This is a genomic window from Escherichia sp. E10V5, from assembly GCF_004212315.1.
Classification (GTDB): domain Bacteria; phylum Pseudomonadota; class Gammaproteobacteria; order Enterobacterales; family Enterobacteriaceae; genus Escherichia.
Genome location: NZ_RHJM01000038.1, coordinates 64,181 through 83,585, shown reverse-complemented (window position 1 = coordinate 83,585; position 19,405 = coordinate 64,181). Strand labels below are relative to the sequence as shown.

The 19,405-nt window shown below is 52.7% G+C and carries 20 protein-coding genes; 9 read left to right on the top strand and 11 right to left on the bottom strand.

What is annotated here, in order from left to right; genetic code table 11:
- Positions 1-44: 44 nt before the first annotated feature.
- Positions 45-533: a transcription/translation regulatory transformer protein RfaH gene (rfaH, locus tag D9738_RS22425; RefSeq protein WP_130209478.1), complete on the top strand. Its 489-nt coding sequence runs from the start codon at positions 45-47 to the stop codon at positions 531-533.
- On the opposite strand, the gene tatD is transcribed toward rfaH, so the two are convergent.
- The 8 genes from tatD to rmuC all read right to left on the bottom strand — a co-directional run bounded on the left by tatD (position 530) and on the right by rmuC (position 7,536).
- Positions 530-1,312 (bottom strand): 3'-5' ssDNA/RNA exonuclease TatD, encoded by a 783-nt coding sequence (gene tatD / locus D9738_RS22420; protein ID WP_130261220.1) that lies wholly within the window; start codon positions 1,310-1,312, stop codon positions 530-532. The two genes, rfaH and tatD, sit on opposite strands and share 4 nt — an antisense overlap.
- A gap of 41 nt (positions 1,313-1,353) precedes the next feature.
- Entirely contained in the window at positions 1,354-2,130 is a 777-nt protein-coding gene (gene tatC, locus D9738_RS22415; protein ID WP_000109937.1) for a Sec-independent protein translocase subunit TatC, read from the bottom strand.
- A 2-nt stretch (positions 2,131-2,132) separates the two neighbouring features.
- On the bottom strand, positions 2,133-2,648 hold the full coding sequence (gene tatB, locus D9738_RS22410; protein WP_130209474.1) for a Sec-independent protein translocase protein TatB: 516 nt from the start codon (positions 2,646-2,648) through the stop codon (positions 2,133-2,135).
- Positions 2,649-2,651: 3 nt separating this feature from the next.
- Positions 2,652-2,921, bottom strand: coding sequence for a Sec-independent protein translocase subunit TatA (gene tatA / locus D9738_RS22405; protein WP_130209472.1), 270 nt, complete (start codon positions 2,919-2,921; stop codon positions 2,652-2,654).
- Between the two features lie 78 nt (positions 2,922-2,999).
- Entirely contained in the window at positions 3,000-4,640 is a 1,641-nt protein-coding gene (gene ubiB / locus D9738_RS22400; protein ID WP_130209470.1) for a ubiquinone biosynthesis regulatory protein kinase UbiB, read from the bottom strand.
- The gene (gene ubiJ / locus D9738_RS22395; RefSeq protein ID WP_130261219.1) at positions 4,640-5,245 is read right to left on the bottom strand and encodes a ubiquinone biosynthesis protein UbiJ; all 606 of its coding nucleotides are present in this window, start codon (positions 5,243-5,245) and stop codon (positions 4,640-4,642) included. Before ubiJ ends, ubiB begins: the two co-directional genes overlap by 1 nt.
- 13 nt (positions 5,246-5,258) lie before the next feature.
- The gene (ubiE, locus tag D9738_RS22390; RefSeq protein ID WP_000227958.1) at positions 5,259-6,014 is read right to left on the bottom strand and encodes a bifunctional demethylmenaquinone methyltransferase/2-methoxy-6-polyprenyl-1,4-benzoquinol methylase UbiE; all 756 of its coding nucleotides are present in this window, start codon (positions 6,012-6,014) and stop codon (positions 5,259-5,261) included.
- Positions 6,015-6,108: 94 nt separating this feature from the next.
- Positions 6,109-7,536 carry a DNA recombination protein RmuC gene (gene rmuC, locus D9738_RS22385; RefSeq protein WP_130261218.1) on the bottom strand — a complete coding sequence of 476 codons (1,428 nt, stop codon included), beginning with the start codon at positions 7,534-7,536 and terminating at the stop codon, positions 6,109-6,111.
- A gap of 215 nt (positions 7,537-7,751) precedes the next feature.
- On the opposite strand from rmuC, the gene D9738_RS22380 reads away from it, so the two are divergent.
- Genes D9738_RS22380 through D9738_RS22355 form a run of 6 tightly spaced genes read left to right on the top strand, consistent with a single transcriptional unit; the run spans position 7,752 to position 13,191 of the window.
- Positions 7,752-8,519 carry an IclR family transcriptional regulator gene (locus tag D9738_RS22380; protein ID WP_130261217.1) on the top strand — a complete coding sequence of 256 codons (768 nt, stop codon included), beginning with the start codon at positions 7,752-7,754 and terminating at the stop codon, positions 8,517-8,519.
- Between the two features lie 23 nt (positions 8,520-8,542).
- Positions 8,543-9,547 (top strand): 2-dehydro-3-deoxygalactonokinase, encoded by a 1,005-nt coding sequence (locus D9738_RS22375; protein ID WP_130209462.1) that lies wholly within the window; start codon positions 8,543-8,545, stop codon positions 9,545-9,547.
- The gene (locus D9738_RS22370) at positions 9,537-10,166 is read left to right on the top strand and encodes a 2-dehydro-3-deoxy-6-phosphogalactonate aldolase (RefSeq protein WP_130261216.1); all 630 of its coding nucleotides are present in this window, start codon (positions 9,537-9,539) and stop codon (positions 10,164-10,166) included. Before D9738_RS22375 ends, D9738_RS22370 begins: the two co-directional genes overlap by 11 nt.
- A 24-nt stretch (positions 10,167-10,190) precedes the next feature.
- A complete protein-coding gene (locus D9738_RS22365) occupies positions 10,191-11,165 on the top strand; it encodes a tripartite tricarboxylate transporter substrate binding protein (protein ID WP_130261215.1) in 975 nt (324 codons plus the stop codon).
- A gap of 16 nt (positions 11,166-11,181) precedes the next feature.
- Entirely contained in the window at positions 11,182-11,688 is a 507-nt protein-coding gene (locus D9738_RS22360) for a tripartite tricarboxylate transporter TctB family protein (protein WP_130209456.1), read from the top strand.
- A 12-nt stretch (positions 11,689-11,700) separates the two neighbouring features.
- Positions 11,701-13,191, top strand: a complete 1,491-nt coding sequence (locus D9738_RS22355) for a tripartite tricarboxylate transporter permease (protein ID WP_130261214.1) — start codon at positions 11,701-11,703, stop codon at positions 13,189-13,191.
- Positions 13,192-13,402: 211 nt separating this feature from the next.
- Here D9738_RS22355 and udp read toward each other — a convergent pair whose 3' ends face one another.
- A complete protein-coding gene (gene udp / locus D9738_RS22350; protein ID WP_000045178.1) occupies positions 13,403-14,167 on the bottom strand; it encodes a uridine phosphorylase in 765 nt (254 codons plus the stop codon).
- A 261-nt stretch (positions 14,168-14,428) separates the two neighbouring features.
- Between udp and D9738_RS22345 the strand changes: the two genes are divergently transcribed.
- The gene (locus D9738_RS22345; RefSeq protein WP_130209450.1) at positions 14,429-15,244 is read left to right on the top strand and encodes a dienelactone hydrolase family protein; all 816 of its coding nucleotides are present in this window, start codon (positions 14,429-14,431) and stop codon (positions 15,242-15,244) included.
- Positions 15,245-15,282: 38 nt separating this feature from the next.
- Here D9738_RS22345 and metE read toward each other — a convergent pair whose 3' ends face one another.
- On the bottom strand, positions 15,283-17,544 hold the full coding sequence (gene metE / locus D9738_RS22340) for a 5-methyltetrahydropteroyltriglutamate--homocysteine S-methyltransferase (RefSeq protein WP_130261213.1): 2,262 nt from the start codon (positions 17,542-17,544) through the stop codon (positions 15,283-15,285).
- A 117-nt stretch (positions 17,545-17,661) separates the two neighbouring features.
- On the opposite strand from metE, the gene metR reads away from it, so the two are divergent.
- Positions 17,662-18,615 carry an HTH-type transcriptional regulator MetR gene (gene metR / locus D9738_RS22335; RefSeq protein ID WP_000573618.1) on the top strand — a complete coding sequence of 318 codons (954 nt, stop codon included), beginning with the start codon at positions 17,662-17,664 and terminating at the stop codon, positions 18,613-18,615.
- Here metR and bioP read toward each other — a convergent pair.
- On the bottom strand, positions 18,503-19,402 hold the full coding sequence (gene bioP, locus D9738_RS22330; protein ID WP_001196237.1) for a biotin transporter: 900 nt from the start codon (positions 19,400-19,402) through the stop codon (positions 18,503-18,505). The two genes, metR and bioP, sit on opposite strands and share 113 nt — an antisense overlap.
- Positions 19,403-19,405: the final 3 nt, after the last annotated feature.

The window sequence follows — 19,405 nt, the reverse complement described above, 5'->3', positions numbered from 1 at the left end:
GCTTTTGCTATCCTTGCGCCCCGATTAAACGGATAAGAGTCATTATGCAATCCTGGTATTTACTGTACTGCAAGCGCGGGCAACTTCAACGTGCCCAGGAACACCTCGAAAGACAGGCGGTGAATTGCCTGGCGCCGATGATCACCCTGGAAAAAATCGTGCGAGGCAAACGTACCGCAGTCAGTGAACCATTGTTCCCCAACTACCTGTTTGTGGAATTTGACCCGGAAGTGATTCATACCACAACCATCAGTGCGACCCGCGGCGTAAGCCACTTTGTGCGCTTTGGCGCATCGCCGGCGATAGTCCCATCTGCGGTTATTCATCAACTGTCGGTGTATAAACCGGAAGACATTGTTGATCCTGCGACGCCCTATCCTGGTGATAAGGTGATTATCACCGAAGGCGCTTTCGAAGGTTTTCAGGCCATTTTCACCGAACCCGACGGCGAGGCTCGCTCTATGCTATTGCTTAATCTTATCAATAAAGAGATTAAGCACAGTGTGAAGAACACCGAGTTCCGCAAACTCTAGAACGCAATCCTAAATAACTTTTTGACATTGGCATCCGTGGTGGCAGCCAGCCATGCGGCATCTTCCCCACGCCAGTGTGCAATACGTTGCAAAATATGGGGCAGATAGGCTGGCTCATTACGCCGTGACGATGGCTTCGGCGTGAGATCGCGCGGAAGCAAATACGGTGCGTCTGTCTCGACCAGCAATTTCTCCGCCGGAATAAATGGCAACAGTTCTCGCAGCTCCAGTCCGCGTCGTTCATCGCAAACCCAACCGGTAATGCCGATATAAATCCCTCGCGCCACGCACGCCTGCATCTCTTCGCGTGTGCCGGTAAAACAGTGCAACACCGCACCAGGTAGCTTATCCAGCCACGGTTCCAGCAACGTCATAAACCGCTCGTGGGCATCACGGCAGTGCATAAATACCGGCATGTTTAACTCTGCGGCAATACGTAGCTGGGCAACAAAAGCGCGTTCCTGCTCTTCTGGTGTGGAAAAGTTGCGGTTAAAGTCGAGGCCACACTCACCAATCGCCACCACTTCTGGCTGCGAGGCCAGCGCCACAATCATTTCTTCTGTTGCGTCTTGCCACTGGCTACTGTCATGAGGATGCACGCCCGCCGTTGACCAACAGGACGAATACTGACGCGCCAGCTTTTGCGCCTGCTGGCTTTCGCGCAGGTTAGTGCCGGTGATGAGTAGCCCATTAACTCCCGCAGCAAAAGCGCGCGCTACGACATCATCACGGTCTTTCGCAAATTGCGAACTGGTCAGATTAACGCCGATATCAAACATCCTGCACTCCATATGACAACCGCCCTGACGGGCGGTTGAGTTTATTCTTCAGTTTTTTCGCTTTCTGCTTCAGCGTCGTTTTCTTCTTCCCGGTTTCGGCCTTTACCAACGTAAAAGCGCGAGAAGAAGACGCCAATTTCAAACAGGCAGTACATCGGGATCGCCAGCAGCGTTTGCGAGAAGACATCCGGCGGCGTCAGCAGCATCCCGACGACGAATGCGCCAACCAGCACATACGGACGTTTTTTGCGTAAGTCTTCTGGCGAGGTAATCCCCATCCAGCACAGCAGCACAATCGCCACAGGTACTTCAAAGGAGATACCAAACGCCATAAATAGCGCCATCACGAAGCTCAAATAGCTGGCAATGTCGGTGGACACCTGCACCCCTTCAGGCGCGGTATTGGCAAGGAAACCAAACGCCAGCGGGAAGACCACGAAATAAGCGAACGCCATGCCGATATAAAACAGCAGAGAGCTGGAAACCAGCAGCGGCACCACCAGGCGACGTTCGTGCTTATAGAGTGCAGGAGCGATAAATGCCCACACCTGATAGAGAATCACCGGCGCTGACAGAATCAGCGACACCATAAAGGTCAGCTTGATTGGCGTAAAGAACGGCGAGGCCACATCGGTGGCGATCATCGTTGAACCTTGCGGCAACTGCTTGATCAATGGCGCGGATACCAGGTGATAAATGTCATTGGCGAAATAGACCAGACACAGAAATATCACGATCACCGCGATAATGCAGTTCAGCAGACGCTTACGCAGCTCAATCAGATGCGTGATAAGCGGTTGAGTATCTTCTACAGACATGTTTACGGTTTATCACTCGACGAAGGGGAATGTGCAGCGGTTTTCGGTTCAGCGTCCGCAGCAGGTTTTACCACCGGCTCTGGCGTGGTTTCTGGCTTCTGTTCCGGCGAACTGGCCTGCGTTTGTGCAGCGGCTGGCGTGACGCCTTCATGCGCAGCCTCATTGTCTTTCACCACCGGGTTATGAATGGTGTGCGCTTCATCGCTCGCCTTTTCAGGGTCATTCGCAACGTAGGAACGCTTCATCGACTCCGCGGCCTGGCGCAGTTCATCCATTGACGCTTTCAGTTCGGGCGTCAGGTTGGTGAGACTCGCCTTTTCAACCTTTTTCAGGCTGTCCTGAAACTCCTGGAGTTTTAACTCCTGGGTCAGTTCGTTCTGCACCGTTGTTGCCAGTGAACGCAACGCGCGAATCCAGCCCGCTACCGTTTTTACCGCCACAGGCAGTCGTTGCGGCCCCAGAACTACGAGGCCGATGATGAACACCAATAGCAGTTCGCTAAAACCGATATCAAACACGGATTACACCTGCTCTTTATCGTGGCGCTTTGCGTCTTCTGTTTTAGCCTGTTCCTGATTCGCATCCGCCTGCTTATCGGCGATTGTTTTCGCAGTAAAATCAGCATCCTGACTGGTTTTATCCTGCTTTGGTTCATCATCGCTCATTGCTTTTTTAAAGCCTTTGATCGACGCACCAAGATCGGAACCGATGGAACCGAGCTTTTTGGTGCCAAAAAGCAGTACAACGATGACGGCAATAATCAATAACTGCCAAATACTGATACCACCCATACATGTTCCTCTGTGGTAGATGATGATTAAACAAGGCCGCATTATACGTTACACGGCCCGCCTTGAGCGATGAAAAAATCAGCGTGTTTTGCACCAACCGACAAACCAGGCGATCAGACCGGCCGCCATTAACCAGCCGGGCATCAGCCCCCATTCCGGTCGGCTGACCAACAAGAATGTGCCGCTTAATACTAACGTCGCACCAATCCCCAATAAGTAACGAGATTGTCCCTGACGCACATGATTCGACTGTAACTCGCGCGCAATCTTATCAACACTATGCTGTAAATACTTGCCCTGGCGCAAACTGTCATAAACCAATTCAGGCAGTTCTGGCATTTTTTCAATCCAGAACGGCGCTTTTTCCTTAAATGCTCTCACCAGCGCGGGAATACCGACCTGATCTTTAATCCACGATTCAAGGAAAGGTTTTGCAGTTTTCCATAAATCGAGCTGCGGATAAAGCTGCCGTCCTACTCCTTCGATATAGAGCAAGGTTTTCTGAAGTAACACCAGTTGCGGCTGCACTTCCATATTGAAGCGACGCGCCGTATTAAACAGATTTAACAGCACATGTCCAAACGAAATTTCCGCCAGCGGTTTCTCAAAGATAGGTTCGCAAACGGTACGAATGGCAAATTCGAACTCTTCAACGTTGGTATCTGGCGGTACCCAGCCTGAATCGACATGCAGCTCTGCCACTTTGCGATAGTCGCGGTTAAAGAAGGCGATAAAGTTTTCCGCCAGATAGCGTTTATCTTCCTTGTTTAGCGAGCCGACTATCCCGCAATCAATGCCGATATATTTCGGGTTTTCCGGGTGCTCATAGCTTACGAAGATGTTGCCTGGATGCATATCGGCATGGAAAAAGCTGTCACGGAAAACCTGGGTGAAGAACACCTGCACACCGCGTTCTGCCAGCAATTTCATGTTAGTGCCGTTTTTCTCCAGCGCCGCGACATCAGAAACGGGAATGCCGTAAATGCGCTCCATCACCATCATCCCTTCGCTGCAATAGTCAGGGTAAACTTCCGGGATGTAGAGCATCGGGCTGTCTTCAAAATTGCGTCGTAACTGAATGGCGTTGGCAGATTCCCGCAGCAAATTCAATTCATCAATCAAGGTCTTTTCGTACTCGCGCACCACTTCAGTTGGGCGCAGACGGCGACCATCCGGCAGCAAACGCGGCACCCAGCGAGCCAAGCGGTAGATAAGTTTCAGATCCGCTTTAATCACCGGCAAAATGTCCGGACGGATGACTTTAATTACCACATCTTTGCCATTCGATTTCAATCGCGCGGTATGAACCTGGGCGATAGAGGCCGACGCCAGCGGCTCGATTTCAAAATCGTCAAACCACGCTTCCACCGGCAAACCGCCCATTGCAGCTTCAATCTGTTGCTTCGCCAGTCTGCCATCAAACGGTGCGACTTTGTCCTGCAATAACGCCAGCTGATCGGCAATATGCGGCGGGAAAAGGTCACGACGGGTAGACAACATCTGCCCGAACTTGATCCATACCGGCCCCAATTCTTGCAGCGCCAGTCGTAGTCGCTCACCTAATGGTTTGTCTTTGTGCCGATTCGGCATCCAGAATAATGAGTATCGCCATAACCGCAGCGGCAGGGTGATACGCATTTTAGGGATCAGTTCATCAAGTCCGTAGCTTAAAAAAGTGCGAATGATGAAATACAGGCGCCGTACTTCACCTGGCGTCATTAAACTGCCTCCAGTTTTTCCAGCCGTTTGATTAACGCATCAACGGCACGTTCAACAGCGGCTGTCTCTTCCGCAAACCAGGCCACTTCAAGCGGACCAGGCGCCATACGCCACTCTTCGGTAATGGCTTCTGCCACATAACGTTGCTGGCGTTTAATACCATGATGCAAGAATTTCGCACCGCCGCGCAGGGCTTTGCTGATTCCTTCAGCGGCGATATCACCGGTATAAGGGGCCAGCAGTTCCGCAGGGTCGAACTCTGCCAGATCTGCCAGCGCCACGAAATTCTGTACCACCTGAATATCGCCCTGCACTTCCAGCTCACCGCTACGAATTAGTGCGGCAAGCTGCTGGCGGTCACGAAGTTTCGGCAACACGCTGGCGTAGGCGATAACGGTGCAATCAGCATCGCCAGACCATTCGCCCAGCACATCGACCTGCCGTTCACTAAACACCAGAATTAGCGACGTCGAAAAGCCTTTTACCTCCACGCGCAATACTTTACCCAGCAGGCGCGAGCGGGCTGTTTTCAGCGCGGGTGAGCGATACAGGAAAGTGTTGAGCAGACTTTCAATTCCTGCCGTCACTAAAGGTTTAAAAGGCATAGTCGTACTCCTGTCAGAACTTATAACCACGATGCAGCGCCACAACGCCAGCCGTCAGGTTGTAATAATCGACACTTTCAAATCCGGCATCCTGCATCATGGCTTTCAGCGTATCCTGATCGGGATGCATACGGATGGATTCGGCCAGATAGCGGTAGCTGTCGGCATCGTTCGCCACCAGCGAACCAATACGTGGCAGCACATGGAAGGAGTAAGCGTCATAGGCTTTGCTTAACGGTTCGATAATCGGCTTCGAGAACTCAAGCACCAGCAGGCGGCCGCCCGGTTTCAGCACGCGATACATCGAACGCAGTGCTTTATCTTTGTCGGTAACGTTACGCAGACCAAACGAAATGGTGATGCAATCAAAGGTGTTATCCGGGAACGGCAGCGCCTCTGCGTTCGCCTGAACATACTCAACGTTGCCAATCACACCGATATTGCGCAGTTTCTCACGGCCCATCTTGAGCATGGATTCATTGATATCGGCGAGAACCACTTTGCCCGTTTCACCGACCAGGCGGGAGAATTTCGCCGTCAGATCGCCGGTACCGCCAGCCAGATCCAGTACGGTCTGCCCACGACGCACACCGCTGCAATCGATCGTGAATCGCTTCCACAAACGATGAATACCAAATGACATCAAATCATTCATGACATCATATTTCGATGCCACGGAATGGAAAACGTGAGCGACCATATCCGCTTTTTGTTCCTTCGCGACGGTCTGAAAACCAAAGTGCGTCGTTTCTTGTGACTTATCCACCATCTCAATGCCTGCTCATCAAAAAATTGTTCCAGAAGTGTAACAGATTGGGCGTCGATGCCCTAGATTTCTACCCGGCTTAACTACCCCTAATGGGCTAGCGCGACTGCTGATTATATTCATCATCGCGTTGATAAGCTTCATCATTCGGCTGCCCCGGAACCGACCGCAGTCGATACTCTTCATCCTGGCTCACCGCCTGTTCAGCCAAGTCCGGATTAATCTCGCGTTTAATTTCTACCCCTAAACCGCGAAACGCTTCTGCCTGCGCCAGCACATTTCCGCGACCTGAAGAGAGTTTTTTCATCGCCTGGCGATAGTTATCCTGCGCTTTGTCCAGACTTTGACCAATCGCGGACATATCATCAATAAACAGACGCATCTTGTCGTACAGCTTGCTGGCACGATCGGCGATTTGCTGGGCGTTACGGCTTTGATGCTCATAACGCCACAGGTTGGCGATAGTACGCAACGCCACCAGCAGCGTGGTGGGGCTAACCAGCATGATGTTGTTCTTTAACGCTTCGGTGATCAGCTCTGGCTGGCGATCAAGCGCCAGTAAAAACGCTGGTTCAACGGGAATAAACATCAGCACGTAATCCAGCGTTCGTAGCCCCGGCAGCTGTTGATAATCTTTGCGCCCAAGTAAGCGGATGTGATTACGTACCGAAGCAATATGCTCCTGCAATGCGCTTTCGCGTGTGTAGTCGTCTTCCGCGTTGAAGTAGCGTTCATAGGCGACCAACGTCATTTTGGCATCGATCACCACATCTTTCCCCTGCGGCAGCCGCACGATGACATCCGGCTGCATCCGCGAGCGAGCATCATTTTCGATGCTTACCTGGGTTTCGTATTCATACCCTTCACGCAGTCCGGAAGCCTCCAGCACCCGCGTCAGTACCACTTCGCCCCAGTTCCCCTGGGTTTTGTTATCGCCTTTCAGCGCGCGCGTCAGGTTGATCGCTTCCTGGGCCATTTGCGCGTTGAGTTGCTGTAGATTACGAATTTCGTGGGTCAGGGTATGGCGTTCTTGTGCTTCTTTACCAAAGCTGTCCTGTACCTGTCGGCGAAAACCATCCAGTTGTTCACGCAGCGGCGATAGCAGGTTGTTCAGACTCTGGCGATTTTGTTCATCTACACGGCGATTACTGTGCTCAAAAATACGGTTGGCGAGGTTTTCAAACTGCTCGCTCAAACGCTGCTCGCTGTTAATCATCTGGCGAATTTTATCGTCAGCATGTTGCTGTGCAGCTTCCATCCGCGTGGTCACTTCACGCAGATCTGCCTCCAGCGAGGTGTTAATACTTTGCAGACTACGCACTTCGTTATTGAGCAATTCACACTCTGCACGCCAGTGCTCACTTTGGGTAATTTGTTGTTTTGCCGCACTTAACTCCGCGACCATCTCTTCACGTTCAGCTAATTGCTCGGCTTTTTGCTGCGCATGTTGATAACTGGCAAACAGCCAACCGATGGCCACACTGACCAGCGCAATAATGGCATAAACAATGATTGATAAATCCACAAAGCCTCCTGACGCAACAACTTACCCGCACAAAATAGAATTGTGCTGTACAAACGTCCAGTTTGAAAGAAGTTTCCTGCGAGGCGCTACGCAAAACGATCGTTTATTTTGCTTATTTTATCCCACAATATGAGACTAAGTTTATATTGTGGGACACATCACCTTTTCCCCACTTTATTCTGTGAAACACTCGGCAATATCATCAGGAGACATCTATGGCAGAAACCTCTTCAACCACCGCTGGCGCACAAACGTTATTACGCGGACTGGCTGTTATTAATGCTGTTTATAACGGTTGCCATGACCTGAAAAGCATCGGCGAGTTCATCGGCACGACGCGGAGTACAACCCATCGTTTAGTCTCTGTTTTGGTGGAGCAACGCTATCTGCGCCATGTCCCAACTCAGGGCTACCAACTGGGCGCCAAACTGATCGAACTCGGCGCCAGAGCGCTGGAAAGCACTTCATTGTATGAAGTTGCACAGCCCGTTTTGCAACGTCTGGCCCGTTACACCCTGGACACCGTGCATCTGGGGATCGTTGAAGGCGACGAAGTGCTGTATCTGGAGAAGATCAACAGTCAGCGCGGGCTGGAAATGCGCTCACGCCCAGGCCATCGCATGCCACTGGCAATCACCGGCATCGGCAAGGCGTTGATCCTCAACCGAACAGAAGAAGAGTGGCGCACACTATTTTTGACTTGTGGTGATGAAACAAAACTGGGCGCATTTATACAAAACATGCGCCGTTATGCCGCCAGTGGTTTTGCTTTTGATCTGGAAGAGAACGAGCCCACTATCCGTTGCGTTGCAGCGCCGATTTACAACGCCCGGAATGAAGTTGTGGCGGCCATTTCTGTCGCCAGCACCACCACGTATATGTCGCTGGCGCGCCTGGAAGAACTGGCACCTTACGTCAAATCCTGTGCAGAAGAGATATCCGCTGAACTGGGCTGGGGTAAGCACGTCCGCAAAGATAATTAAACCATGATTAAAGGAAACGGCTAATGTCGGGAAATACCTCATTTATTGCCCTGGACTGGGGAACGTCATCGCTTCGGGCATGGCGTTTTGGTGACTCACCTGATCCACAAGAAAAACGTGAATTCCCCTGGGGAATCATGAAATTACCCTCCCAGGCAGCAACACGTGAGGACGCTTTCCACGATACATTTTTGCGTGTCTGTGGCGACTGGCTGGCACAATCCCCCTGCCCGGTTCTGGCTTGTGGCATGATCGGCAGTGCGCAAGGGTGGCAACCAGCAGCTTATTTACCTTGCCCGGTCACTCTCGATGGACTGGCGAAGCAACTGACGCCGGTTATCCACCAGCAGCAGACAATGCTGCACATCATTCCCGGCGTGATTAAAGAAGGTGAAATGCCCGAAGTAATGCGTGGCGAAGAGACACAAATCTTCGGTGCCATCACAATGGAACCTGCTCTGCAAGACGCAATCCGTAAGGGGGTGCCGGTGCTGATTGGCTTACCTGGCACTCATGCGAAATGGGCGGTGGTTGAAAATAACACCATTACCGATTTCCGAACCTTTATGACGGGCGAATTATTTGATGTTTTATCCCGCCATTCGATTCTTGGCGCCACCATGCATTCGGGAGATGAGCCGCACTGGGATGCCTTTGCCCAAGGACTGACAGCGGCACTGGAGCATCATCAGACCGGATTATTATCGACGCTGTTTTCGACCCGTTCGCGCTTGCTGACCGATAATCTTACGCCGTCCTCACAGGGAGATTATCTTTCTGGATTACTGATAGGCCATGAATTATGTGGTCTGGCATCCAGCTTGCTGCGTGATTTACCCGCCACAACGCCGATCGCCTTAATCGGTAGCGCCACCCTGAACAGCCGCTATTCACGGGCGTTCAGCCACGTTTTTCCCGACAGACAGCTTCACGCCATTCCTAATGCCACTGAACAGGGATTATGGCGAATCGCCCACGCTGCCGGGCTACTCTCCACCAACGCCAGGGAATGTACTCATGCCATTTAATACGCTTTTGCAAAAAACCGGGTTAGTCGCCATTTTACGCGGCGTGAAACCGGATGAGATTGTCGCCATCGGTGAAAAGCTGTACGCCGCCGGATTCCGCCTGATTGAGATTCCCATGAACTCGCCGGAGCCGTTGCAAAGTATCAGTCTACTGCGCGACGCCCTGCCTAAGGACTGCCTGGTCGGAGCCGGAACTGTGCTTTCAGTAGAGCAGGTGGTCGCGGTTAAAGAGGCTGGAGGCCAGATTATCGTGATGCCGCATTGCGATACTGCGGTGATCCGTCGCGCCCGTGCGCTGGGTATGTATTGCGCGCCTGGCGTCGCTACGCCCACTGAAGCCTTTGCTGCCATTGAACACGGCGCCAATGCCATCAAGCTGTTCCCGGCCGAACAAATTACGCCAGAAGTCACCAAAGCCTGGCGTGCGGTTATTCCGCAATCCGTTCCGATGTTACCGGTTGGCGGTATCACACCGGAAACCATGGCGCGTTATCTGAGCCACGGCGCAAACGGTTTTGGCCTCGGTTCTGCGCTATATCGCCCCGGCATGACGCCAGAGCAGGTCTATGAAAATGCAGTACTGTTTATGAACGCATGGAACAATTTAAATAATAACTAACTGATAAATAAGGATATAAAACCAATGATAAAACATCTTACCTTACCGAAAAAAATGGCTGCGATGGTACTTCTTGCAGGCGCTGCCCTCAGCACTGCACCCGTACAGGCGGCTTCCTACCCAACCAAACAGATCGAGTTAGTCGTACCCTACGCTGCCGGAGGCGGTACGGATCTGGTTGCCCGAACCTTTGCTGATGCCGCCAAAAACCATTTACCCGTCAGCATCGGGGTTATCAATAAACCTGGCGGTGGCGGCGCTATTGGCCTGAGCGAAATCGCCGCTGCCCGCCCTAACGGTTACAAAATCGGTTTAGGCACGGTTGAACTGACCACCCTTCCCGGCCTCGGAATGGTGCGTTTTAAAACCAGCGACTTCAAACCCATCGCCCGTCTGAATGCGGATCCGGCGGCTATCACCGTCCGTGCCGATGCGCCGTGGAATAGCTATGACGAATTTATGACTTACGCCAAAGCGAATCCCGGAAAAGTACGCATTGGTAACTCAGGCACCGGGGCTATCTGGCATCTGGCGGCGGCTGCTCTGGAAGACAAAACGGGCGCGAAGTTCTCTCATGTCCCTTATGACGGCGCAGCCCCTGCCATTACAGGTCTGTTAGGCGGGCACATTGAAGCGGTTTCTGTAAGCCCAGGTGAAGTTATCAACCATGTGAAAGGTGGCAAGCTGAAGACACTGGTGGTGATGGCGGATGAGCGTGTGAAAGCCATGCCTGACGTACCGACGTTAAAAGAGAAAGGCGTTGATCTCTCTATCGGCACCTGGCGCGGTCTGATTGTGTCGCAAAAAACGCCGCAGGATGTGGTGGATGTTCTGGCGAAGGCAGCAAAAGAGACGGCTGAAGAGCCTGTATTTCAGGATGCTCTGCAAAAGTTGAATCTCAACTATGCATGGCTTGATGGCGCCAGCTTCCAGACACAAATCAGCGAGCAGGAACAGTATTTTGACGAGCTGCTAACTCGCCTGGGCCTGAAAAAATAATCCCGAGGTACGGTCGATGAACACAAAACAGTCTGTTGCTCAACTCGCCGTACCGCACCGCAAGCGCCTTTCATCCACCGTGGTGGTGGCGCTGTTGCTTTGCGTAGTTGCTGGCACAGTGATGATTAATGCCGCTGATTTTCCAGCAACTGCCATTGAAACGGATCCCGGTGCAAGTGCCTTCCCTACCTTCTATGCCTGCGCCCTGATTGTGCTCGCTGTCTTGCTGGTGATACGTGATCTTTTGCTGGCAAAACCAGAATCTTGCGCCAACGCACAGGAAAAACCGGCATTCAGGAAAACGGCAACGGGAATTGCGGCAACCGCGTTTTATATTGTGGCGATGAGCTACTGCGGTTATCTCATTACTACTCCTGTTTTCCTCATCGTCATTATGACGTTGATGGGCTACAGGCGATGGGTACTCACACCGGGTATTGCGCTGTTGTTAACGGCAATCCTCTGGTTGCTGTTCGTCGAAGCGTTACAGGTGCCATTGCCTGTCGGCACATTTTTCGAATAACAGGGGCCAGCAATGTTTGAAAGTGAACTTTTAACTCAGGGTTTTTCGACATTACTCAGTAATCCTCAGGCGCTGCTGTTTGCCACGTTTGGGGTGATGCTGGGTATTGTGATTGGCGCCCTGCCCGGTTTAACAGCGACCATGGGGGTGGCGATTTTACTGCCTTTCACCTACGGCATGGAGCCTGTTTCTGGCTTGTTGATGATTTGCGGCGTCTTTTTTGGCGGCGTCTATGGCGGTTCTATCACCGCAATTTTGCTCAAAATTCCAGGCACACCCGCAGCCGCAGCCACCGCAATTGACGGTTATGAGCTGACGAAGCAGGGAAAAGCCGGGCTGGCGTTGAGTGCCGCCACGTTCTCTTCCTTTAGCGGCGGAACAATCAGCATTATTGTGCTGATGTTTCTCTCTCCGGTACTTGCCAGTTGGGCGTTGAAGTTTAGTGCTTCAGAGTCCTTCGCCCTGGCAACCTTCGGGCTGAGTATTATTGCCAGTATTTCCGGCGAGTCGTTGATTAAAGGACTGATTGCCGGAGTTGGCGGATTGCTGATCGCAACGATAGGCCTTGATCCAATGGGCGGTTTTCCACGGTTTACAGGTGGATTTGTGGAGCTGATGAATGTGCCATTTATCCCGGTGATGATTGGTTTATTTGCTGCTTCAGAGGCATTCCGCTCTATGGAGCAAAACCAGCAAATTCGTCAGGGGGCGAAGGTGGCTATCGGCAGTCTGTTACTGCCCTGGCAAACGCTACGTCGCATCGCATTAACCATTTTGCGCTCATCAGGATTAGGGGTTTTTATCGGCATGATCCCCGGTGCGGGGGCGGATATTGCAGCTTTTGTTGCCTATAACGAAACTCGTCGTTTCAGTAAGACACCAGAAAACTTTGGTAAGGGTGAAATTAAAGCTGTGGCGTCCAGTGAGGCAGGCGCGAATGGCTGCACCGGTGGCGCCTTGTTACCTATGCTGACGCTGGGGATCCCTGGCGATGCGGTAACCGCCATCATGCTGGGCGCGTTAACGTTACAAGGGATGCAGCCAGGCCCACTGATGTTTACCGACCACGGCGATATGGTTTATACGCTGTTTGTCGGCATGATCTTCTGTTACTTCATGCTGCTAGTGCTTGGGCTGCTCTCTTTGAAAGTCATCGGCAACGTGGTGAAAATCCCCGGCAATATTCTCACGCCGATGATCCTCGCGCTTTGTGTTGTTGGGACTTATGCGCTGAACAATAGCCTGTTTGATGTCGGCATTATGCTGATTGCGGGCGTAGTGGGCTATTTCATGCAGAAAGAGGGATATCCGGCGTCGCCAGTGGTCCTGGCATTGATTATGGGGCCAATGGCAGAAAGTAATTTTCGCCGGGCGCTGTCGCTTTCGGGTGGGTCACTCGACTTTCTGTATACCCGACCGATCACCCTGGCATTGCTGACTCTGGCAGCCTTTACGCTACTGACACCAATAATCCGCAAAATTATGCGCTTACGGCGTCAGTAACAGATATCGCTCTCCGAAGTTGGGGAGTATGAGACTGATGACAAACGCTAAATTGCCTGATGCGCTGCGCTTATCAGGCCTACCACAGAAATGCAATATATTGAATTTGCATGCTTTTGTAGGCCAGGTAAGGCGTTCACGCCGCATCCGGCATGAACAAAGCACACGTTAACAACAATCAGAATGCTCCCCTAAGCCAGGGAGCATTTTTTTATTTCAGCAGACGACGCGCCGCTTCCACTACGATTTTCACCGCATGGCTTTCGGTTTGTTTCATCGTCTCGGCGTTCGGGATCTCTTGCTGGGTACGGTTAACGATAACGCCCGCCACCATACCGGCGCGCAGGCCCTGGCTTGCACACATGGTCAGCAGAGTTGCAGATTCCATTTCATAGTTCATCACGCCCATCGCCTGCCACTCTTCCATAGAACCTTTAAAGTGACGGACTACGCGACCAGAGTAAGTATCGTAACGCTCCTGGCCCGGGTAGAAGGTGTCAGAAGAAGCCGTCACGCCTACGTGAGTGGTGGCACCAATTGATTTCGCGGCTTCTACCAGTGCAGTCGTACATTCGAAATCAGCGACAGCCGGGAACTCCAGCGGAGCGAAGTGCAGGCTCGCGCCATCCAGACGAACAGACGCCGTGGTAACCAGGACATCACCAACATTAATATGCGGCTGAATAGCCCCCGTCGTACCGATACGCAGGAAAGTGCGAATGCCCAGCTGTGCCAGCTCTTCAACAGCAATAGAAGTAGACGGACCGCCGATACCGGTAGAGCAGACAATAACAGGTTTACCATCCAGCTCTGCGCGCCAGGTGGTGAATTCGCGGTGAGATGCCAGCTTAACCGGCTTATCCATCAGCGCGGCGATCTTTTCCACACGATCCGGGTCGCCAGGGACGATGGCAAGCGTAGCCCCTTGTAAATCGTTTTTAGTGAGGCCGAGATGAAAAACATCAGACTTGGACATATACAACTCCTCTGTGAATCGGTTTAGTCAGAAGAAGCAAAAAGACACTTTACCGAAGGATTTAACATTTTTTCGTGACACCCATCACCATGACGCAAATGTGTTGCATGCATTTACCTGATAAAAGTGATTTAAATCACATAAATAACTCTTTACCGTGTGTTGTTGCATAAAAGATGAGCCGATTCAGGCAATGTGATTTGTTGCATGCTGACTATAGTTAACATTGCGCAAAATTTTTATAAGGGTACGGAGAATACCATGGCAACAACACAACAATCTGGATTTGCACCTGCTGCATCGCCCCTCGCCTCGACCATCGTTCAGACCCCGGAAGATGCGATTGTGGCAGGGTTCACCTCTATCCCTTCACAAGGGGATAACATGCCTGCTTACCATGCTCGCCCAAAGCAGAGCGATGGCCCACTGCCAGTGGTCATTGTAGTGCAAGAAATTTTTGGCGTGCATGAACATATCCGCGATATTTGTCGCCGTCTGGCGCTGGAGGGGTATCTGGCTATCGCACCAGAACTCTATTTCCGCGAAGGCGATCCGAATGATTTCGCCGATATCCCAACGCTGCTAAGTGGTCTGGTGGCAAAAGTACCTGACTCACAGGTATTGGCCGATCTCGATCATGTCGCCAGTTGGGCGTCACGCAACGGCGGCGATGTCCATCGTTTAATGATCACCGGATTTTGCTGGGGCGGACGCATCACCTGGCTGTATGCCGCGCATAATCCACAGTTAAAAGCCGCAGTGGCGTGGTACGGCAAACTGACGGGCGATAAGTCACTGAATTCACCGAAACAACCTGTTGATATCGCAACCGATCTTAACGCTCCTGTTCTCGGCTTATATGGCGGCCAGGATAACAGCATTCCGCAGGAGAGCGTGGAAACGATGCGCCAGGCGCTGCGGGCAGCAAACGCGAAAGCAGAGATTATCGTTTACCCGGATGCAGGACATGCATTCAACGCCGATTATCGTCCGAGCTATCATGCCGAATCTGCAAAAGACGGCTGGCAGCGAATGCTGGAGTGGTTCAGGCAGTATGGTGGCAAGAAGTCGCTGTAATGAGAAAAGACCGGGTGGTATTACCACCCGGTTTGGATTTACCCCCGACGCAAATTCTGCGCCGCCTGCACCATGTTCGCCAGCGCGGCGCGGGTTTCTGGCCAGCCACGCGTTTTCAGGCCGCAGTCCGGGTTGACCCACAGACGCTCTGCCGGAATGCGTTTTGCCGCTTTCTTCAGCAAGGCTTCAATCCATTCCACACTCGGTACGTTTGGCGAGTGAATGTCATAGACGCCCGGGCCAATTTCATTCGGATAATCAAACTCTTCAAATGACTCCAGCAACTCCATGTCGGAACGCGAGGTTTCGATGGTGATGACGTCTGCGTCCAGCGCCGCAATCGAATCCATGATGTCGTTGAACTCGCAATAACACATGTGAGTGTGGATTTGCGTTTCATCTTTCGCTACGGCGGCGTTGATACGGAAGGCCTCTACGCCCCACTGGAGATAAGCATCCCAGTCGCTGCGGCGCAGCGGTAAACCTTCGCGCAGTGCCGGTTCGTCAATCTGGATGATACCAATCCCTGCCGCTTCCAGGTCCGCCACTTCATCACGCAGCGCCAGCGCAATTTGTTTGGCGATGGTTTCACGGCTGACATCTTCACGCGGGAACGACCAGCAGAGAATCGTCACCGGGCCAGTCAGCATCCCTTTCACCGGTTTATCAGTCAGCGATTGCGCGAACGATGCCCACTCCACGGTAATCGGTGCCGGGCGGCTAACGTCACCAATAACAATCGGTGGCTTCACGCAGCGGGAACCGTAGCTCTGTACCCAACCGTTTTGCGTAAAGACAAAACCGTCGAGATGCTCACCAAAGTATTCCACCATGTCGTTACGCTCGGCCTCGCCATGTACCAGCACATCCAGTCCCAAACGTTCCTGCTCAACAATGGCCTGCTTGATATGTTCCGCAATGCCCGTGCGGTAGTTATTGGCGTCAAGATTGCCCTTTTTGAAATCCAGACGCAGGGTACGAATTTCCGTGGTTTGCGGGAAGGAACCAATCGTGGTGGTCGGCCACGCGGGCAGTTTAAAACGCGCACGCTGGGCTTCGGCACGCACTTCATAGACATTCGCACGCTGACTGTCCTGGGCGGTGATCGCCGCCAGACGTTTTTCTACCGCCGGATTATGTACACGGGTAGAGTGGCGGCGCGCCTGAATCGGGGCGCTCCACTCTGCCAGAGCTGCCGTGTCACTACTGTTCAGCGCATCGCGCAGCAGCGCCAGTTCATGGCATTTTTGCAGGGCGAAGGCAAACCAGCTTTTCACTTCTGCATCAAGACGCGTTTCCACGCTCAGGTCGATGGGGCTGTGCAGCAGTGAGCAGGAAGATGCCACCCACAAATCACGTTTGCCGACAATGTCCTTAATTTGCGCATATTTCTCGGTAAGATCGGCGCGCCAGACGTTACGACCATTGATCAGACCAGCAGACAGCAGCCAGTCAGAAGGCAAACGCTTGTGCAGTTCAACAACGTCATCTTTGCCATGCACGAGGTCAACATGCAGCCCCTGAACAGGCAGCGCAGTAATCGTGTTGAGGTTTGGTGTGACGCCTTCAAAATAGGTAGTCAGCAGCAGTTTCACCTGCCCCTGGAGCGCGTCGTAAGCGGGTTTGTATGCGTCCAGCCACGCCTGCGGCAGTTCCAGTACTAGCGCGGGTTCGTCGATCTGTACCCACTCAATGCCGCGTTTTGCCAGTTCTGCCAGCACTTGCTGATAAACCGGCAGAATGTCGTTCAGCAGGCTCAGTCGGTCAAATTGCTCACCTTTCACTTTACCCAGCCACAGGTAGGTAATCGGCCCCAGCAGCACAGGTTTCACCTTGTGGCCCAGCGCCAGCGCCTCGTCCACTTCCTCCTGCAGCTGCGTCCAGGTCAGTTTGAACTGTTGGCCTTTAACGAACTCCGGCACCATGTAGTGATAGTTGGTGTTAAACCATTTGGTCATTTCCGCCGCTGCCGCAGGTTCGCCAGTCGGTGCACGTCCACGACCAATACGGAACAGGGTGTCGATATCTACCGAACCATCTTTGTTCTGGTGACGCGCCGGAACATTACCCAGCAGCAGGCTGGTGGTCAGAACATGATCGTACCAGGCAAAATCGCCCACCGGCAGCAGGTCGATACCCGCTTGCTTTTGTTGATCCCAGTGACGAGCACGCAATTCACGCCCTACTGCCAGCAGTTCTTCACGCGTGGAGTTCCCCGCCCAATAACTTTCTTGCGCTTTTTTCAGCTCGCGACGCAGGCCAACGCGAGGAAAACCGAGGGTGTGATTAAGAATTGTCATTATATGCCCCTTGTGGAATTTTTAGTATTTAGACGTCCAGATGTTTACACATCCATATTTGCCAGTTACTGTATATTCCTCAAGCGCAAATTATTCATGCCGAAGTGAAGGACTTTCATGATCGAAGTAAAACACCTGAAAACGCTACAAGCGTTGCGGAACTGCGGCTCGCTCGCAGCCGCTGCGGCGACGTTGCATCAGACGCAATCCGCCCTGTCTCACCAGTTTAGCGATCTGGAACAACGTCTTGGCTTCCGGCTATTTGTGCGTAAAAGCCAGCCGCTTCGCTTTACACCGCAAGGAGAAATCCTGCTACAACTGGCAAATCAGGTGCTGCCGCAAATTAGCCAGGCACTGCAAGCCTGCAATGAACCGCAGCAGACGCGCCTGCGCATTGCCATAGAGTGCCATAGCTGTATTCAGTGGCTGACGCCCGCATTAGAAAATTTCCATAAGAACTGGCCGCAGGTGGAGATGGATTTTAAATCGGGCGTAACGTTTGATCCGCAGCCTGCGTTGCAACAGGGCGAGCTGGATCTGGTGATGACGTCCGATATTCTGCCGCGCAGTGGCCTGCATTATTCGCCGATGTTCGACTATGAAGTGCGTCTGGTGTTAGCACCTGACCATCCACTGGCGGCAAAAACGCGTATTACACCGGAAGATCTCGCCAGCGAAACGCTGTTGATTTATCCGGTGCAGCGTAGCCGACTGGATGTCTGGCGCCATTTTCTTCAGCCAGCAGGCGTCAGCCCGTCACTGAAAAGCGTCGATAACACCTTATTGTTGATTCAGATGGTTGCCGCACGGATGGGTATTGCCGCACTACCGCATTGGGTAGTGGAGAGTTTTGAACGCCAGGGCCTGGTGGTCACCAAAACCCTGGGCGAAGGCTTGTGGAGCCGACTGTACGCCGCCGTGCGCGATGGCGAGCAGCGTCAGCCGATTACAGAAGCGTTTATTCGTTCAGCGCGCAATCACGCCTGCGATCATCTGCCGTTTGTGAAGAGCGCGGAGCGACCCACTTACGATGCACCCACAGTGAGGCCAGGATCACCAGCGCGCCTGTAATAAACGTTGGCCAGTGCGGCTGTTGGTGCCAGATAGCCAGGTTTACCAGCAGCCCTGCCGGAACGTGCATATTATTCATAATGCCCAGCGTTCCGGCGTCCACCTGCGTCGCGCCGTAGTTCCACATAAAGTAGCCAATTCCGGAAGCCACCACGCCAAGAAACACCAGAATGCCCCATTGCAGCGTGGTTTGCGGCATTTTCTGCGCATTTCCCAGCAAGAACCATGCAATCACTGCCACCAGGAACGCGCCAAGATAGAACCACGCAAAGGCGTTATGCTGCGGCATCGGGCGAGTTTCCATCAGGCGTTTATAGCCCACCATACCAATGGCAAAAGTGATATTGGAGAGTTGTACCAGCAGCAGGCCCGTCCAGAAATGGTCGGTGACCTGATCGTAGCGAATAATTCCGGCGCCAATCACCGCCAGCAAGGCGCTAAAGGCATAGCCCCAGCGCAGGCGGCGCTTGCTCATGATGTCATAAATCAGCGTGATGTAGAGCGGCGTCAGCACGGTGAACAGCAACAGTTCGGAGACCGTCAGGTAGAGATAAGCACGGAAACTCAGCATATACATCACGCCAAGCTGCATCGCGCCCACCAGCATATACAGGCCGACCGTTTTCAGGCTATTGCCACGGGTACGCAGAAACGGCAGAAAAACGAGTGCCGCCAGGCCAACGCGCACCAGCACCGCAAAATAGCTATCGACGTGGCCCGCAAGGTACTCGCCATAAAAGCTAAAGGAGAAGGCCCACAGAATCGTGGTGATGATAAGTAGCGCCACAAT

Bases quoted from the DNA above. Each gene is read 5' to 3' on its own strand.
- rfaH (WP_130209478.1), top strand. From the start codon at position 45: ATGCAATCCTGGTATTTACTGTACTGCAAGCGCGGGCAACTTCAACGT.
- tatD (WP_130261220.1), bottom strand. From the start codon at position 1,312: ATGTTTGATATCGGCGTTAATCTGACCAGTTCGCAATTTGCGAAAGAC.
- tatC (WP_000109937.1), bottom strand. From the start codon at position 2,130: ATGTCTGTAGAAGATACTCAACCGCTTATCACGCATCTGATTGAGCTG.
- tatA (WP_130209472.1), bottom strand. From the start codon at position 2,921: ATGGGTGGTATCAGTATTTGGCAGTTATTGATTATTGCCGTCATCGTT.
- ubiB (WP_130209470.1), bottom strand. From the start codon at position 4,640: ATGACGCCAGGTGAAGTACGGCGCCTGTATTTCATCATTCGCACTTTT.
- ubiJ (WP_130261219.1), bottom strand. From the start codon at position 5,245: ATGCCTTTTAAACCTTTAGTGACGGCAGGAATTGAAAGTCTGCTCAAC.
- ubiE (WP_000227958.1), bottom strand. From the start codon at position 6,014: ATGGTGGATAAGTCACAAGAAACGACGCACTTTGGTTTTCAGACCGTC.
- D9738_RS22380 (WP_130261217.1), top strand. From the start codon at position 7,752: ATGGCAGAAACCTCTTCAACCACCGCTGGCGCACAAACGTTATTACGC.
- D9738_RS22375 (WP_130209462.1), top strand. From the start codon at position 8,543: ATGTCGGGAAATACCTCATTTATTGCCCTGGACTGGGGAACGTCATCG.
- D9738_RS22370 (WP_130261216.1), top strand. From the start codon at position 9,537: ATGCCATTTAATACGCTTTTGCAAAAAACCGGGTTAGTCGCCATTTTA.
- D9738_RS22365 (WP_130261215.1), top strand. From the start codon at position 10,191: ATGATAAAACATCTTACCTTACCGAAAAAAATGGCTGCGATGGTACTT.
- D9738_RS22360 (WP_130209456.1), top strand. From the start codon at position 11,182: ATGAACACAAAACAGTCTGTTGCTCAACTCGCCGTACCGCACCGCAAG.
- D9738_RS22355 (WP_130261214.1), top strand. From the start codon at position 11,701: ATGTTTGAAAGTGAACTTTTAACTCAGGGTTTTTCGACATTACTCAGT.
- udp (WP_000045178.1), bottom strand. From the start codon at position 14,167: ATGTCCAAGTCTGATGTTTTTCATCTCGGCCTCACTAAAAACGATTTA.
- D9738_RS22345 (WP_130209450.1), top strand. From the start codon at position 14,429: ATGGCAACAACACAACAATCTGGATTTGCACCTGCTGCATCGCCCCTC.
- metE (WP_130261213.1), bottom strand. From the start codon at position 17,544: ATGACAATTCTTAATCACACCCTCGGTTTTCCTCGCGTTGGCCTGCGT.
- metR (WP_000573618.1), top strand. From the start codon at position 17,662: ATGATCGAAGTAAAACACCTGAAAACGCTACAAGCGTTGCGGAACTGC.